Below are 16,271 nucleotides of genomic sequence, written 5' to 3'. Positions count from 1 at the left end.
ATTATTGCACAAATTCATCATCTTCAAATCCTCCAACCATAAGCCAGCGACCTGGACCGCAATTCTTGAATAGCTGTCCTCGCCCCCAGCGTATGTCTTCCCCACGCAACCTGTAACAGTGTCCACACATATTTGCCCACATATGGCTGCCAGAAAGCTTACCATCAATAAAATATTTCTCTCTGGCAAGTGACTTTCCGCAGAGGTCGCAATTATCCGGTGGCCCTGCATAGTATCCGTCGCGCTCTTGACCCTTCTGCGGATTTGCTACTTCATCGAAAGCTGACACAATTGCAGCTTTAGTTTCAACTAAAGCATCAACAGCGTAGTCACCGATCTCGGGGTCCATAAGGTCTATGACGGCACTTCCTGATTGATATTTTTTTTGTAATTCAGAAAAAAATACTTCGCCAAAGACGCCCCAGCCAATAAAAGCAATCTTCTCAGCACGAGGCTGCATTTCCATTCGATGCATCTCCCATGAATAAAACCCCTCATACCGTGGGTCGCATATATTTTCGACGAAATCCCTTCCGATATTAGATATTTCTTTCAGTGCTTCACCATGACCTGATGGACAGAAATCTTGGATGACTTCTTGGAATTTATCAAAGAATGACGAATCAGCGACTTGCTTTTCCTTCAAAATTTCATCAGGGAAAGCAAATGGAGCCACTACCATGCAAGTAATCGAATATGGAGCCAAGCTGAAGCTTGCATGGTCACGCCAAAGATAAGCAAACCCATGAGATCGCTGCCGATTGCCCTCGTTCGCCATTAGCTGTAGCGCTGCCTTCAACTGATTTTCATGTTGCGTGAGATCGGCTTTATTTTGATAGTTATATAGGCATATCTGATAGCCACAGACTTGCTCAGGAGTCAACCGATATTCAAGGTCCACTCCGGAAATCTCACCAGGGTCAACGATCGCCAATGCTATTTCGGAAGTATCAAGTTGGACCGGTGTTAAACACAATAAATTGCGACCTTGCCAAAGAATTTGATCGCGTGCATAGTGTTTAAGAAGAGTTGGCCAAACCGAAGAAATCAAAACGTGAGCCATATCGCCTTCGGCAAGGAGTGGAGTAAATTTTCTAATTCCGGCAGAATACGCGGCAAGCTCGGTCCCGGCTTGGCGAGATGGAGACACTAAATTCTTTAATTCAACAATAATTAGTGATTGCGTATCTGGAGAATACAGCACAAAGTCGGGGCGTAAGATTTCACCGGTCACAGAGGAAATATTCTCGTCCTCTGAAATCTTTACAGTACTATGTAGTGAAGAAAATACCTTATTAATCGAATCGATAACTCGTGCTTCTGCATAGTTCCGTGGCTTCCGCTCGGCGATCTCCTCTCGATTAATTACCAGATCAGTTAGCCCTTCTTCCTTTTCCAAATGGCTACTTAGCCACTCCTGCATTTCTTTCTCTGATGAAAATATCGACATTACGTGACCTAGTTGACGATGGTGAGTGATATCACACGGTGAATTGCGCGCCCTAAGGACGTTTTGCGCTTTTCTTCATCCTTGCAAGGCGATGAGCCACAACACGTTTCCAGTCTGCGGAATAACGTGCTAAAACGATTTTGCGATAGTTACCATATTTGGTGTCTATCTGCTCTGCTTCAGACAGGCGACCAACCAGGCTGGCCAATAGTCGTTCGCGTATGCCAGTGTCTATACTGATGCGCAATGCCTCAGCTACCTCGCGAATCTTCTTCTGGCGCTCATGCGGAAGGCAAAGCCTGTCATGAGTGACAATCAAGCCGGTTACAACTGCTGGTTCAGAGAAGTAGCTTTTAATCTTATGAAACCCGTATCCCGCGTTATTTATCTCAACAGCGATAGAAGTAAGAAGGGCGTGAGTTGCGCCGGCGCCAGAGATGGTAATGTCATCCACATAAAGTGAAAACGTGCAGCGCTGACTTGCGCAGAGTGCTGCAACTCGATCAAACATTGGCTTGTTCGCCAAGAAGGAAAGAACTGGGCTGATGCAGCTACCAGTGGGTAAGTGAACCCCGTGTCGACTCGTCTTTACCGTACACAGGCGGGCGAGTATCGCAGCAATGTCCGGGGCACATTGGAGCTGATTGGAAAAGAAGTCATGAATATATGAAAACTGAACCGATGGAAAGAATTTTTTTATATCGATCTTCAGCACATTTGTATTGCCAATGTGCTGTTCCGCATTTGACTTATATGAGCGTTTCTTTCGCGCTGAATGCAAATAGTCCGGAGGCGCAATACGCGAAAAGTACTGCAGCAGTCTTTGGTGAATAACTTGTAACTCACCTACCGGTTCAGTAATAAAGCGGCGTGACTCACGATCAACAAATATTCGGTAGCACGAGGCTAACTTTTCAATCTGAGTACGACTTAGAGAGGGTAAGCTGACATTAAGTAGCTCTGCCAGTTTTTTCTTGCTTTTGAGCTGAAAGAATGGCGATTTCTCAAGTTCATATTGCTTTGGTTTTCGCAGGCTCGATGTCATCTTTTTCGGCGATCCACTCAAGTATTTTTAGCATTTTTTTGGAGATGAATGACCGAGCTTTACTGATATTTTGCGTTCCATCTAGAGTTTCCGAAAATACGACAAGGGATGACAATGGAACACCAAAAACTTCAGAATAACGGTGCAAAATATCAAGAGTTGGCTCTTTCTTACCTGACTCTAATTCCGATAAATAAGACGATGATATCGCCAATCTGTCAGCCAACTGCGATTGCTTAATATTGTGATACTGCCGTATCAACTTCAATGCGTTATTAATCATAAAAGACCTCAAAAATGGAAGGGGCGCTCGATTTAGAACAAGTCGCTAAAGAATGCAATAACATCCTTCAGCCACTCTTCTACCTTAGCTCCCACTTCCGGCAGGTGTACTACCAGAAAACGCCACGTTGCCGGGCGCAACAGAATTTTTCGCAATGCCGCTTTCGCAAACTTTACGAGGACATCCCTAGTTTTTGGTGCTTCAGTAGTTTTTTCTACATCTTGCGTCGATCGTTTCGTGATTTGTTTCTTACTACTCATTTTGTTTCCTTTTTGAAGACACTAGACACGATTGCCTAATGTGGGCAAAGCCCCCCTCGTTCTTCAAAAGGACAGAGAAAACGACCGAACTACCCCTTCTTCCATTAGTGACTGGTTGCGCCACCCTCGGCGCAACCAGGTATGCACAGTCATCGTCAGTCGTAGATCGACGCGACGGGGAGACCGAAGCATGGTTTCGGCATCAACAGCATGCCACGAGCAAACGCTCCAAACTGCCTTCGAGGTATCTCTGTTTACCAAATCACAGGAACACTTTAGCGAATAACACCCCTCGGCGCAAGCATTTTTTTTCGCTAATGGCGAAGTTTTTTCGCAAAACCGTGACTTTGTTGGGGCGCGAGCCAAGATCGGCCAAACCAAACCAAACCAAATCATTGCAGAGACTTGCCTTGTCCCCAAGCCCACTCAGCTATCGAAATCGAAGGTCGAGGTACACTGCGACCAGCGAATAACAGATAGTTCAAAACTTCAGAATACGCGGCCGAGTTCAACCATTCATTGCGCCCTCCAGCAGACCATCGAATGGGAGCAATGCAGGTTGGCACACCGTCAGAATAGACAACCGCGCCACTCGGCGCATCCACTCGCCATCGAGCATGAAGCTTCAATGCTGCGCGCTCAAGTTGCAGCGCATCTGACCGTCGCTGCGCAAACACCACAACCGAACGCCTCAGATCAAATACATCCCGTACCTGTGACAGAAAGACCATCCACCACACCGCCTCCGCCGTGTGGTGGCGGAACTGCGCCAGACAATGGAATAGGCGACCTGCCGCCGCCAGAGGAACAAGCGCCGCCGTCGCAGCCAGCAAGACTAAGAAAGTACACTCCATCACGTAGTTCACTCTTCACTCCTTGAGCAGACAAGACACTTTCAACGAACCGAGGCAAATCCTCAGATTTAATGCTTCGCACCGAGACAGAAATCGGCTTTTCAGTGGCGAGCAGTTCGGGCGCGATGACAAAATCGCGCTTAAGCATGGCCCTGTAGGTGGACTGCGCAAACTGCACTAGCGGAACCGCCGCGAAGTTGAGCGCAACTTCCTCTGCACGAGCAAATGACGACGCCAATATGGCAGCGATAAAAAATGATTTATACGATTTACTCAATTCAGCTTCTCCCTGCATTGATCTGGTTCCTGCACTATTTCACCGTTACGGCGAATGCCGAAGCACTGTTGTCCCTTACGGTAGTAGCCGACCAGTTGAAACGCTGGCGGAGCGGTGGGAACAATGGCCGATTGCCGCACTTCGGCCGATGTAGGCTTAACGTCTCTTGATGACTTGGGATTCGTGATCGCGCTGTACGCTTTGGGAAAGAAGTATTCGTCCGTCGATATCGCGCATTGACCTCGCTCATGACGACTTCGATGGGTCCTACTTGTCCGTGGACTGGGCCGAGACGCAATGGGAGTCTGGCGGGTTCACTTTCGCAAAAGGTGGCCGTCCACCGGAAGTGCAGAACCTGGGCAACTGGAAGAAGCCAAATGGCAAGGGCCGTACTTTGACCGTTGGAGTTCGAAGCTCCTCCAAATTTGTTCGCTTCTACGAAAAGGGGCGGAAAGAGGGCGACAAGGAGAGCGGCTGGTGCCGCTGCGAAATCGAGTTTAAGAACGCTAATACGGTGATCAGTCCGGATGTGCTCCTAAACCCAAGCGAGTTCTTCTTGGGTGCTTATCCCTGCATGGACCAGTTCAAGCGATTCGGCGCAATCGATGCTGGATCACGGTTTGAAGTAAAGCGACGAGCCGCAGTCATTAATCACGACGCGGCGGAGAAGTGGCTGCGGGAGTTCCACAAGGCGAATAATCGAGATGCGACCGGCCGCATCTTTAAGAGCTCAGTTGGAGCATTCCGAATGGCGGTGAAGGAATCTGGTATCGAACTGCTGCCCGGCCAGCTCACGCACGTTCTGCGCCATACCTTCGCCAGCCACTTCATGATGAATGGCGGGAACATCCTGGCGCTACAAAAAGTGCTGGGCCACTCTAGCCTTCAGACGACCATGATCTACGCGCACCTCAGTCCTGACCACCTACAGGAAGCCAAACTGCTGAACCCGTTGACGCGGTTGACAGTTGGTTGACACCCACCAAAAAACAAAGGGCTTACATTGCTGTAAGCCCTTGTTTTATATGGTGCCGACTATCCGAATCGAACGGATCACCTGATGATTACAAATCTTGCTCGGCGGATAAATGAGAACAAAGTAAGGCAAATTAGCACAGTAGAATCAATGGCTTATGTTGATTCTTTTGCTGGTGTTGATGCTGGATTGTACTTGTTGAACTTGCTGGAGTGTCCCGCCAATGTCCCGCCGCTCCGTCGACGTTTTACAAGGGGCTTGCGAGGAAGTGGGACAAGGTTATTCTGTCGCGCATCCGAGCTGGCTTCAATGACGAAGGCCTATTTGTGCATGCGCGGTAGCAGGAGTCGGTGGCCACATTGGAAAATCCATACTTCACCATCAGCAGTCGTGATGCGGGTGCCGTCATTGCTGGCGTAAAAGCGGCGCTCCTTGCCAAGCAGGGCGCGGCCATCCCGTTCAGGATAGAGAAAGTCCGGGTAATGACCGACCTCATGGCCGTGCTTCAAGCCTCGGCGGGCTGCTAGGACGTGGGCGATTAGGGCCGTAGCGCGTTTTGTAACAACTCGATTTATTTGGTTCAGAACGCCCATAGCACCACCCAGCAATTGGCAACCATGAAATTATACGGCCACGAATCACGCTCCCCTGTGGGTGCCTGGTGAAACGAGAAGCAAAGCGCCCTGTTGAAGGCGCCGATTGGTTTGGGATGCATGGTGAAGGTGGCCCGGCAGAACGGGGGCGACCTGCGCGACTACATGGCCGGCCTTGACGTTGGGAATTTTCAAGCGCAGGCGCGTGTAGTTTTCAAATGGGGCGTCGGTTAGTTCGTCCTTGTTGCGCTGGGCGTCCTGCACCTCGATGCGTATGTCGCTCTTGCTGTCCGCTTTTACGGCATTGTCGCCACCATCGCATCGTACAGGTTTTCCAGCAGCAGTTGGGCCGCGTCCTCCGCTGTCGGCTCGGCTGCCAGCTGGCTCGGATACAGCACTGTCGCGCCCTCGTGGTCTTCCGGGTTGGTCAGGAACGCCATCGCGTTGCGAGGTTCCCACTCTGACATCAGATTGATCTGATACATCAGCTGTTCCCAGTCGGGGTGGTGCGGTGCCTTCGGTTGGAATTGCAGGTGGTTGTCCAGCCCCCAGCGCATCAGCGTCAGCACGGCCAGTTCCGATTGGTCCGGCGCTTCCGGGTAAATCTCGTCCAGCCACTTCATGGCGATACGGTTCAGCGGCAACTGGTTCACCAATTGCACCCGGTTCATGTGGTTGTTGTCGATCATTGCGAATCCCCTCCAACATAGCCGGCAAGGCATCCACGCCCTTGACGGTGCCGGTCAGCACCGGCTCGGTGGTCTTGCCGGTCTTGTCGATGACCAGCAGCTGATTATCAACCGTGGTGCCGTACTTGGCGTAGTTCGCCCCGTCCGCGCCGATGTTCGTTGGACCAGTATATTCCTGTTTGAAAATACACCACCAAGTTCAGAAAGCCGACTTGCCGTTTGCCATGCCCTGGCCCTGGATGGCTACCAGACGGCCTACTGGCAACATGCGCTTCAATGCCTGCTCGATGTGCTGGGCGCCGATCTGCGTGTCACGGGCGCCTTCTATGCGGTCGGCGCTGGCCGAGAACGGCGGGTTCAACCAGATCGTGATCGGCCTGCTGTCGTCCGGCAGGATATTGTGCAGCTCTTCCGCGTTCTCGCGGGATAGGGACCGGAATCCGGCAGAATTTCCTGCCCACCGCGCCGCTTCACGTTCAGCTCACGTCTTAGCGTCTGCAAAAGGGGGGGGGCGTCACACATGAATTCCGAATATGGCTTCCAGCGTTGCATATCGATATTGGGTCAAACCACTCGGTGCACCGAATCGAGTGGGTAGCGGAAGCCATTTTCCATCGAAGTTCGCCATGGGCAGCAGGTAGAAGCAATGTACCTGTCGGTTCGTTTCGTCCATTTGCGCCGCAATAACAAAATCCGCGTTGGCCGTTTTGCCTAGCTTAATCCTCCACCGGAGAAGCCCTTTGCCCTCGTGTTGACATCGGATGGCCATGATTTTGAGCGTAAGCGCCCCATTGACCCTCAGCGTGTCTTGGTCATCAGTGGGCGTGGCGCTGCCACCGGCCAAGGCGATGAGTTCCAGCGCCCTGGTTACCAGATTCGAGCGGACTGCTCGGAGCGCACGACGCGATTCAACATACGAGAAGTTCTCTTCGCAGGCCACCCCCGCGAGAGAGTAGGCGTTCGCCAAGGTGCCGAAATGGTATTTGAAGGTTTGTGGCGTTGGAGCGGCGCCCCTTGCCGAAATCAGCAGGGCCGTGACCTTTCCATGTTTGGCGTGGACCTCCCGCAACATGTCCAGCAGTTCGGTGTCCGTGTAGCATCGATGCCTTTGCTGGCGCTCCGCTTGGGCCATGTCGAATACGGGGGCGGGCACGAGTGCAGGAAAGGCGGCATCTTTCCTGATCCACATGTGGCGAGGATTTTTGACAGGATGTTTTTTCAGCTTGTAGGACGTCCGGTTGTAAACTGCGTTTCCGATGTATTTTTCGTTGGTCAGCACGCTACGGACTATTTTCTTCGTCCAAGGCTTTCCCGATTCGCTTGGTATGCCGGCTACGTTGAGCATCAATGCGATGCGCGAGTCGCCCAATTTGTATCGGGTATACCAGTCGTAGATGGAATGAACCACCTCGGCCTCGTCACTAGGACCGGGGACTAGAACTATGCGGTCGGTTTGCGCGGGCTTCCTCTCTCCTTGGCGCAGGATGGTTTTTTTGTTCCTGGCCTGATCGACTGCAAGGCGTCTTAAGCCATAGCCCGCGTGGCCACCTTGTTTGAATCCCATGAGGGTGAAATTGGACTGCGCCGCAAACACTTTGGCGGACAGCTCTCGGCTGTATTCGCTGGCCATCAGGCGCTTCAAACTTTTTAGCACTGCCCCCATGGGGGAGTCGTCGTCGGCAAAAAGCTCCGCGCAGTAGACGACACCAATGCCAGCGCGGCGGCAGATGAACTCGTAGTAGGCGCTCTCGTCCGCATCCTGGAATCGTCCCCAGCGGCTCACGTCGTAGACCAGGATAATTTCAAAATCGGCCGAACCAGACAAAACATCATCGATCAGGTTCTTGAGTCCAGTTCGACCGTTTATGCGCAAGCCGCTCTTGCCGCTGTCCACGTAGGTCTTGATGACCTCGATGCCGTGGCACAAGGCATAGTCGTTAATTGCGCAGCTTTGGTGTTGAATTGAATAGTTCTGCCGCTCCGTCGACATTCGCATATACGCTGCGGCGCGCTTGCGGGGTGCCGCCGAGGGTGGTACCGCGCTGACCAGGCGATTTGGCATGGGCATTCTCAAAGGTGGTGGCATACGGACGCGGCCCCCAAGACTACATGCGCAGGGGTTGATCGACCTCAATATACTCCCTTGGCGACGTGCCAGAGTCTGGGAAGGAGGCCAGACATGGAAACGAGGCAAATTCGGGATGAACTGCTTGTGTTGACTGCGAAAGAGTTGGCGGCGTCGCATGGAGTTTTTTTTTCTGCGGCGTTGTTGGCTGATTTTGGTGTGCCGTTGAAGACCGCGCTAGTTGCGTTGACCGCAGCGATGGCAGGACGGAACCCGACGGTTCAATATTCTTTCGCACTGTCCTCATGGCCGGGGGGCGGCACGCTTGCTGTCACGGTGGAGGACGTTGTCGCCATTGCTTACATCATGTCGGATACTGTAGTCTCCTCGGCCGGCATGCTGGCGGCTCAGCGCGACATCAGCCATGCTGACTAAAACGACGGAGCCGTGCAGGGTAACTGGATGCCGGGATGTCTATGATGCCGGCGACATCCGGCCCCGGAAGGATTGGCGTCCTGTCCATCCCAGAATTGATGGCCGCCATCGCCATCGCCATTGCCTTGACTAAGTACGAAGTGGCTTTAAACTCAACAGGCGTACTACAAACGTGGCAAGAACTGAAGGCTCATCATGTCCACATTGAATTCTGCCCCGTTGGCGTCGCCTGCACCGACTGAAGGAGTCGCCCCAATCAAGCGCGACCCGGACGGGCATCCTGCGTTCCAATTGACTAGACGGATTGCTCGGGAAGCGGATATTGAGTTTCGAGGTTGGCCAAGAAGTGCCGCAGAGGAGCTTATTAGAACTTTGAGAAATGTGAGTTCTGACCTGTCCTAACGACGACCTTCTAGTTGGGGCGGAATAAGAGAAGCCTTCGGCCTCTCGCCTTGCCCTGATAGGACAGCTGGGGGGGGGCAAACATCAGGTTTGCAACCGCCCAGCACCATGTAGCGGCCCATGCCGCCCATGCCCGCCACGTCCGGCACCATAGCATTGAGACGGCTCGCCCGAACAGCATCCAGGCGGCGGCCTACGCTGACCTCGACCTGATCGCTCCTATTCGCCACGCCGACTGCGGCTATCCCATCCGGCCAGGTCAGCCACCGAAGCAGCGCTACCCGACCATCCCGGCCAGCCACGCAGGTGACGCTCGCGTCATCCTGCGCCAGGGAGGCCGCTTCACGAACGTGGCCAATCAGCCCGACAACCTGAACGGCTACAACCTGACCGGCATGGGCTTGGCCCCAACCGCGATGAACAAGCAGCCCGGTACACGACCTGATGCAGGGCTGCACGTTGAATAGTCTGCTGGGCGTATCGGCCTTCAACAAAAAAGCCGCCTCGCCAACGGCGGCGCGATCCAGGGGGCGCGAATCGGCACCAGCGACTCCCTGGCGCCATTGCCAATGATCAGTCGGTCGCCATCAACAACGATGTGTTCGGTGCCCCCGCGGCTGTCGTATAGGCGCTAGGACGGGACTTCTTCGATGAATTGGTACGGAACTACCTCACGCCCACGGGCAAGTCCAACGGGCCGATACTGACCACTGCCGCTAGGGTGCTGCTGCGGTGCTGGTCGGGGTCACGCTGAACGGAGCGCCCAGCGTCAGCGTTTCCTGCACGGCGCGTGGCCTCGAGATGCTGGCCATGGTGTTTAAACCAAAAAACTATTTCGTCATGCGCACCCATCCTGCACGTACCGCCTCTTTTACCTTGTCCCAGCGTGATGCCGGATAGTCGCGCTCCCAGGATTCTCGCAATTCTGGTTCGGCATCCTCCCAGGCGCTACCTTGATAGGTTGCGCGGTTCGCCATCGATGCACCGTATCGATACGCGGGGTCGTACTCTTGATAAGTGCCACCCATGTAGGAAAAAGTGTCCAGCCAGTGAGCGCGGAAGTACGTGTCCTCGCTGATGCCTAGGCTGTCGCCACGCTGTATGTTCAAGCTGCCCTGATTGGGCGTGGGCGGCAGGCGTCTGCTGTTGTCGAGCCGGGAGGCCGCGTCGTGCGGTAACTCCGCTTCGGACACAGCACGTTGCATCGCCCCCGCCTCCTGCATTCCCTGCCGAGAGGCAGATGACTCGGACTGCGTCGACTGCACCATTTCCTGCGCCCCCCTTTGCGCTGTTTGCAACATGTCGCGTTGTTGCTGTGAACGTTGTTGTAAGCCGACATCTGGCTGAGGATTGGGTACGCTGCCTTGCTCCATCTTGATGCCAGCCCATTCGCCAGCACCCCATCGGGCTTGTTGCTGGTTGATATCCAACGGTCCGAAGGTATCGACAATGACCGCCGCGTTCCTGGCTTGTTCACGGCTAACTGCCTGGATGGTCAAGACTACACACCCCCGCTCTATAGCCTCGGAATAAATGCGGTGTTCGCGGTAGTCGGTGTCAAAGCACCTACTGAAGAAGTGTTTAATCTTGTCGGCGATGGCATCGCCAGCTTCGTTCGAGCTAACGATAGCATCGAATTGCTGTCCAGCGCCGGCGACAGTAGCAGAATCGCTCAGTTGAATGGATGCAACATCAAAGCCGGCATCTATCAGTGCTTCGCGGGCGCCGTTTGCATCAGCACGATTATCAAATACGGCTGCCAGAGTATGTGTCATGATTAACTCCCTCAGTTGCGGCGTGCAGCCGCGATCAGTCAACTGATCCACTTACGCGCCACCTGCATGAATACAGCATAGCAGTTTGAACGGCGCGAACACAGGGTGAACACTCGGTACTTTGCGGGTATCTGTCGTTGAAGAAAAAGCCTGCCCTGCGCAAGATTTTAGATATCGATAGGGGCTGCTGTGGTGCCGTCCAGCTACTTCGGTGCGGCCAGTCCGACTGAGGATGTGGCATGCCTATGCTGCGGTCTGGGACGAAGCTTAATGGTGTGTGGAACAGGGCTGCCAGACGCTACGCCCCATGCCGCAGCCCACTGGGCAGCACGGCGCTTACCCTCCGGGGTGGTGGCGGCGATCATGCGATCAATCGCTACTGTCATGCGATGCATGGCGTAGGCTCTTGGTTGATCGGCATAGCGAGAACGCTTCATGGCGGGTGCTGGTGGTGGGAGGCAGCCCTCATGCTACAGCACGAGGACTGACGTCCGCAACGACGGGATCGTACCGTGTCGGGGACTGCTACTTGTCCGACGAGTGGATTAGGCTCATCGGCGACGAAGTTGGCGGGCCGGGATTGACCAAGTACGGTGCCGTAGCGTCCAACAGCAATATTCCCCTTTCCGTTACATGCAGCGCGGACCCGTCGCGCCAAGTCAACGACAGCGGAGTGTCCAGCTTCAAGCTGGGTGGCGGTGGTACCAGGGTGAGTCTTGGTGGGCACATGTGGCTCATTATAGCCACAGCCTACGGACTCGCTGACGGTCGTCAAGAGCTTCGGCAAGCGACACAAGAACGTGCTGCGCGCCTACGATATGCTGAACTGTTCTCATGATTTCATGCGGCTGAATTTTCAGCCGCATGAATATGTTGATGGGCGTGGCAACATTCAGCGCATGGTCAAGATGACCAAGGACGGCTTCGTGATGCTGGTCATGGGCTTTACTGGCGAGGCGGCGATGGCCTTCAAGGAAGCGTACATCGCCGCCTTCAACGCCATGGCGGCCTACATCGCCCTGGACCAGCAGACGCTGTTGCTGCGCATGCACGCGCAACATGCCGGCCGAAAGCATGGAGGCCATCGTGACCGACCCGCCGTACCACCTGACGGCGGGCAAAAAGGGCGGCAGCGGACCAGCTTCGGTTAACCTGAGCGCACTTGGTGGCTGGTCGCGCATCACCATGGGCTTCATAGGCATGCAGTTGAGCGGTGGCGACATCACCCATCGAGTGGGTGTGTGGGCTAAGGCGTTGCGCGTATTGAAACCGGGTGGCCCCCGACTGAATGCGTGCAACAGAGCCACGGTAAACCATCGACATGATGCCGTTCCAAAAAAATTCCACTAAGAAATAGACCTCTTCGCTTACACTGTTGGTAAATATATTCGGCGAGGTAGGGTGTGCCAGAAGAATCGAGAAATCCAAGTCCTGCTGCCATACGCTGGTCTGTTTCGGTTCGTACTATCCTAATTTCGCTTGTTCTGGCTTGTCTCCTACCTGGTGTGTTCGGGGCGTCGGCCATTCTCTACATCTCCTACCAGAGAGAACGTGTCCAGTTAGAGGTCGATACTATCCAGACGGCGCGTGCCATGGCGCAGGCGGTGGACGCCGAACTTCTGAAGGCCCAAGCTGCCGCACAGGCGATGGCTACTTCTGGGTATTTGTTCTCAGGAGACTTTGCTACGTTCTATGAACATGCAACGGACCTGCTGCAACAAACCGAAATCGGCAACAACTTTGTTCTCAGCGACGAGATGGGGCAGCAGTTAGTCAACACCATACGTCCGTTTCCCGGCCCATTACCGCGCCACGGCAATCCAAAGCAATTGCAACAAGTCTTCAAGACGATGAAGCCGGTCATATCGGACGTTTACGTTGGCGGCGCGCTACACCGGCCGGTTGTGAGCATTGATGTTCCGGTGTTTAAGAATGGCAAGGCCATTTATGACCTCAGCATCGGGATTTTCCCGGAGCGACTGGGGCAAATACCGCTTGCTCAGCACCTACCTCCAGACTGGATAGTATCGATTCTTGATACCCAGGGCGTTATTGCCTCGCGTACTCACGCAACAGATAGATTCGTCGGCAAAAAAGTGGTTCCGTTGCTGTTGCAGCGCATGGAGGTGGCGGCGGAAGGCATGGTCGAAACCAACACCCTAGAAGGCATTCCTGTCAGCGCTGTCTTCAGTCGCTCACCCAGGACGAAATGGACCGTTGCCATCGGTATCCCAACCCAACAATTCACGGCGCAATTGCGGCAGCGATTCCTGCTGTTGCTGGTCACGATAGTTATTCTCATAACGGTCAGTGTCGTCCTGGCGTCAATTCTTGCAAGCCACCTTGCCCGTTCCATACGAGCATTGATTGCGCCGGCTATGGCTCTGGGATCGGGGGCGTCAGTCACCGTCCCACACATCCGAGTTCGGGAAGTGTCGGATGTTGGGTCTGCCATCAAAAATGCATTTAATCTGCTGACGCTGCACACTTTGGCTGCCAACGTATATTCCAACATCAGCGAAGGTGTAGTAGCCACCAATCCCGATGGCGCCATCGTCTCGGTGAATCCAGCCTATTGCGCCATCACTGGGTACTCCGCTGAAGAGTTAATAGGGGCTAATCCGCGCATCATCAAGTCAAACTTGCACAATGCCGACTTTTATCGCGGTATCTGGGAAACTATCAACAAACACAGTTGTTGGAATGGTGAAATTTGGAACCGTCGCAAAGACGGCAGCCTGTTCCTGGTGAGCGAGACGATCACAACGATACGCGATGGCAATGGCCGTATTGAACACTACGTTGGAGTTATCAACGATATTACCGAGGCCAAGCAGGCTGCGGAGTTCATCCATCACAAAGCCTATCACGACCCAATCACCGACTTGCCGAACCGCTCGCTGTTTATGGATCGCCTGCATCAAGAGATTATCCGCGCCCGCCGCAACAAGCTGGCGATGGCCCTGCTCTTCATCGACCTCGACCATTTCAAGGAAATAAACGACAAATTCGGTCACGATGTTGGCGACGACCTGCTCAAGATGGCAGCCACGAGGCTCGCAGCGAGCGCCAGGGAATCGGATACCGTCGCACGTTTAGGTGGCGATGAGTTTACCGCAATCCTCAATGACATCAACGGGAAGGAGGATGCAGCGCGAGTGGCGCAAAAGATGCTGGATGAGATTTGTCGTCCGTTTGTGATTGGGCTGCACGAACTGGTCATTTCCGCCAGCATCGGCGTCGCCATCTATCCGACGGACGGCGATGGCGCTGCTTCCCTACTCAAAGCTGCTGATGAGGCAATGTACAGGGCGAAGCGTGGTGGCCGCAACGCATTTTCGTTCGCTGTGGCTGGGTGAGTGCTGGCGATGGAATTTCCGGCGCCTTCGACATTACAGACCGGCGCGGCTGCCGCTTTCGCCAGCACTATAGGCAACATGCCCTCATTGCGTATCAGCGCACCGTCGCCGAGGCGGCCTTTGTTATACAGGTGGTGACTGCTGAAAACCTGATTCGCACTGGCTGATTGATCGCGGACGATAATTGTCTCGCCAACGGCGGCATGATCCAGGGGCCGGGCAGCGGCACCAGCGATTCCGTGGCCGCCATGGCCAACGGCCAGCCGGTCGCCGTCAGCAATGGCGAGTTCCGCGTCCCTGCCGTCGTCGTGCAGGCGCTGGGCCGGGACTTCTTTGACGAGCTGGTGAAGAACTACCACCAGCCGATCGGCAAGCCCAACGGGCCGATGTTACCTGTCGCGGGCAGGGCGGTGCTGGCCGTGGTCACGCTGGTTATGTCTCGCCCAGTTAGTACTTCCAACGCCGCGATGGCGTCCGCCTGCATTGTATCGGTCGTGATTTATTTTTGCGGGCGTGGTAGCAGAAGTCGGTAGCCATCGGGGAAAATCCACAGTTCGCCATCTGCGGTCACGATACGGATGCTGTCATTGCCAGCGTCAAAGCGGCGCTCCTTGCCAAGCTCAGCGCGGCCATCCCGTTCAGGAAAAAGGAAGTCCGGGTAGTGGTCGACCTCTTGGCCGAGTTGCAAGCGTCGGCGGACCCTCAGGAAGTTGGCGAGTATGGCCGTGGCGCGTTTTACCACAACATGATTTACGTAGTCCTGGACGCCCATAGCACTTCCCAGCAATTAGCAAACACGAAACTATATGGCCACGCAGCGCTGCGCTCCATGTTGTGTACCCGGCGGAACGAGAAGCGAAACGCCCTGTTGAAGGCGCTGGGTGTTGTGGAATGCATGGTGTCCGATTCGTTTGTAGCTAGAATAGGGCCTTTCCCGTTTTTTAGACCACTATGCATGTCCAGCCGAGATGGAAGCCATGGTGTGATTTTACCTCGACATGGAGAGCCGAATTGTGAACACGACCGCCATCCGTCTCGGGCTGCGTGAAAACTTGGGGCAGTTCTCACTGCTGGTTTTGGTCAATGCCTTCGTCGGCGCAATGGTGGGTCTGGAGCGAAGTATCCTACCAGCCATTGCCGAGCAAGAGTTCCACATCAAGGCGCGGGCCGCTATTCTTTCCTTTATCGTCGTCTTCGGCGTCACCAAGGCGCTGACCAATTACTTCGCGGGACGGCTTGCCGACCGCCATGGTCGCAAGCACATCTTGGTCGCCGGATGGCTGGTTGCTATTCCGGTTCCTTTTGTCTTAATGTGGGCACCTGATTGGAACTGGATCGTCGCCGCCAATGTATTGCTGGGCGTGAGTCAGGGTCTTACCTGGTCTACCACCGTCATCATGAAGATCGATCTGGTTGGGCCAAAGCAGCGTGGCCTTGCGATGGGACTCAACGAGTTTGCAGGCTACTTTGCGGTGGCGGGGAGCGCGCTTGCCACCGGCTGGTTGGCGTCTCTTTATGGACTGCGGCCGCAGCCTTTCTACCTCGGGGTGATCTATGTGATCCTCGGCTTGATGCTCTCGATGCTGGTAGTCCGCGAGACTCGGCATTTTGTGGCTCACGAAGTACGAACGCACCACGCTGGGGGCGGGTTAGCACTGCCAAGCCAAAGCGAAATTTTTCACCGTGCCTCGCTGACCGATCGAAATCTGTCCAGTGTCAGCCAAGCGGGGCTTGTCAACAATCTGAACGACGGCATGGTCTGGGGCTTGTTTCCCCTGGTCTTCGCCACCGCCGGCATGAGCCTGGCG

General features: G+C 54.4%; 18 protein-coding genes. 9 read left to right on the top strand and 9 right to left on the bottom strand.

Translation table 11 applies throughout. The features are described from left to right. Position 1: 1 nt before the first annotated feature. The 5 genes from H3H36_RS24490 to H3H36_RS24470 form a co-directional block, all read right to left on the bottom strand. Positions 2–1,450: a hypothetical protein gene (locus tag H3H36_RS24490; RefSeq protein ID WP_182220673.1), complete on the bottom strand. Its 1,449-nt coding sequence runs from the start codon at positions 1,448–1,450 to the stop codon at positions 2–4. 52 nt (positions 1,451–1,502) lie between these two features. Further along, a complete protein-coding gene (locus H3H36_RS24485) occupies positions 1,503–2,495 on the bottom strand; it encodes a reverse transcriptase family protein (protein WP_182220672.1) in 993 nt (330 codons plus the stop codon). Continuing rightward, positions 2,461–2,778: a helix-turn-helix transcriptional regulator gene (locus tag H3H36_RS24480; RefSeq protein ID WP_182220671.1), complete on the bottom strand. Its 318-nt coding sequence runs from the start codon at positions 2,776–2,778 to the stop codon at positions 2,461–2,463. Before H3H36_RS24480 ends, H3H36_RS24485 begins: the two co-directional genes overlap by 35 nt. Before the next feature lie 32 nt (positions 2,779–2,810). Continuing rightward, positions 2,811–3,038: a hypothetical protein gene (locus H3H36_RS24475; RefSeq protein ID WP_182220670.1), complete on the bottom strand. Its 228-nt coding sequence runs from the start codon at positions 3,036–3,038 to the stop codon at positions 2,811–2,813. A 696-nt stretch (positions 3,039–3,734) separates the two neighbouring features. Beyond that, positions 3,735–4,187: a hypothetical protein gene (locus H3H36_RS24470; protein WP_182220669.1), complete on the bottom strand. Its 453-nt coding sequence runs from the start codon at positions 4,185–4,187 to the stop codon at positions 3,735–3,737. Positions 4,188–4,383: 196 nt separating this feature from the next. Here H3H36_RS24470 and H3H36_RS27765 point away from each other — a divergent pair, with 196 nt between their 5' ends. Together H3H36_RS27765 and H3H36_RS24455 are read left to right on the top strand one after the other, a co-directional pair. Continuing rightward, positions 4,384–5,145 carry a replication initiation factor domain-containing protein gene (locus H3H36_RS27765; RefSeq protein WP_375539619.1) on the top strand — a complete coding sequence of 254 codons (762 nt, stop codon included), beginning with the start codon at positions 4,384–4,386 and terminating at the stop codon, positions 5,143–5,145. A gap of 350 nt (positions 5,146–5,495) precedes the next feature. Beyond that, positions 5,496–5,672: a hypothetical protein gene (locus H3H36_RS24455; protein WP_182220668.1), complete on the top strand. Its 177-nt coding sequence runs from the start codon at positions 5,496–5,498 to the stop codon at positions 5,670–5,672. A gap of 362 nt (positions 5,673–6,034) precedes the next feature. On the opposite strand, the gene H3H36_RS24450 is transcribed toward H3H36_RS24455, so the two are convergent. After that, positions 6,035–6,427: a hypothetical protein gene (locus tag H3H36_RS24450; RefSeq protein ID WP_182220667.1), complete on the bottom strand. Its 393-nt coding sequence runs from the start codon at positions 6,425–6,427 to the stop codon at positions 6,035–6,037. On the opposite strand from H3H36_RS24450, the gene H3H36_RS24445 reads away from it, so the two are divergent. Beyond that, positions 6,408–6,857, top strand: a complete 450-nt coding sequence (locus tag H3H36_RS24445; protein WP_182220666.1) for a hypothetical protein — start codon at positions 6,408–6,410, stop codon at positions 6,855–6,857. The genes H3H36_RS24450 and H3H36_RS24445 overlap by 20 nt on opposite strands. A gap of 84 nt (positions 6,858–6,941) precedes the next feature. Here the strand turns inward: H3H36_RS24445 and H3H36_RS24440 are convergent, their stop codons facing one another. Then, positions 6,942–8,489: a recombinase family protein gene (locus H3H36_RS24440; RefSeq protein ID WP_182220665.1), complete on the bottom strand. Its 1,548-nt coding sequence runs from the start codon at positions 8,487–8,489 to the stop codon at positions 6,942–6,944. A 117-nt stretch (positions 8,490–8,606) separates the two neighbouring features. On the opposite strand from H3H36_RS24440, the gene H3H36_RS24435 reads away from it, so the two are divergent. Continuing rightward, entirely contained in the window at positions 8,607–8,927 is a 321-nt protein-coding gene (locus H3H36_RS24435; RefSeq protein ID WP_182220664.1) for a hypothetical protein, read from the top strand. A gap of 35 nt (positions 8,928–8,962) precedes the next feature. After that, positions 8,963–9,169, top strand: coding sequence for a hypothetical protein (locus H3H36_RS24430; RefSeq protein ID WP_182220663.1), 207 nt, complete (start codon positions 8,963–8,965; stop codon positions 9,167–9,169). Positions 9,170–10,159: 990 nt separating this feature from the next. On the opposite strand, the gene H3H36_RS24425 is transcribed toward H3H36_RS24430, so the two are convergent. Then, complete coding sequence (locus H3H36_RS24425; protein WP_182220662.1) at positions 10,160–11,104, bottom strand: hypothetical protein; 945 nt, start codon at positions 11,102–11,104, stop codon at positions 10,160–10,162. A 761-nt stretch (positions 11,105–11,865) separates the two neighbouring features. Between H3H36_RS24425 and H3H36_RS24420 the strand changes: the two genes are divergently transcribed. The 3 genes from H3H36_RS24420 (at position 11,866) to H3H36_RS24410 (ending at position 14,996) form a co-directional block, all read left to right on the top strand. Continuing rightward, positions 11,866–12,255: a Rha family transcriptional regulator gene (locus H3H36_RS24420; protein WP_182220695.1), complete on the top strand. Its 390-nt coding sequence runs from the start codon at positions 11,866–11,868 to the stop codon at positions 12,253–12,255. A 441-nt stretch (positions 12,256–12,696) separates the two neighbouring features. Then, complete coding sequence (locus H3H36_RS24415; protein WP_182220661.1) at positions 12,697–14,463, top strand: diguanylate cyclase domain-containing protein; 1,767 nt, start codon at positions 12,697–12,699, stop codon at positions 14,461–14,463. 167 nt (positions 14,464–14,630) lie between these two features. After that, complete coding sequence (locus H3H36_RS24410; protein ID WP_182220660.1) at positions 14,631–14,996, top strand: hypothetical protein; 366 nt, start codon at positions 14,631–14,633, stop codon at positions 14,994–14,996. On the opposite strand, the gene H3H36_RS24405 is transcribed toward H3H36_RS24410, so the two are convergent. Next, positions 14,963–15,235 carry a hypothetical protein gene (locus H3H36_RS24405; protein WP_182220659.1) on the bottom strand — a complete coding sequence of 91 codons (273 nt, stop codon included), beginning with the start codon at positions 15,233–15,235 and terminating at the stop codon, positions 14,963–14,965. The two genes, H3H36_RS24410 and H3H36_RS24405, sit on opposite strands and share 34 nt — an antisense overlap. A 226-nt stretch (positions 15,236–15,461) precedes the next feature. On the opposite strand from H3H36_RS24405, the gene H3H36_RS24400 reads away from it, so the two are divergent. Then, positions 15,462–16,271 (top strand): MFS transporter (locus H3H36_RS24400; protein WP_182220658.1); only part of this gene is annotated, 810 nt, incomplete at its 3' end.

The organism is Rugamonas fusca, from assembly GCF_014042365.1.
Lineage (GTDB): Bacteria > Pseudomonadota > Gammaproteobacteria > Burkholderiales > Burkholderiaceae_D > Rugamonas > Rugamonas fusca.
Note: the sequence above shows the minus strand (reverse complement) of the source record. Positions and strands in the feature narration are given on the sequence as shown.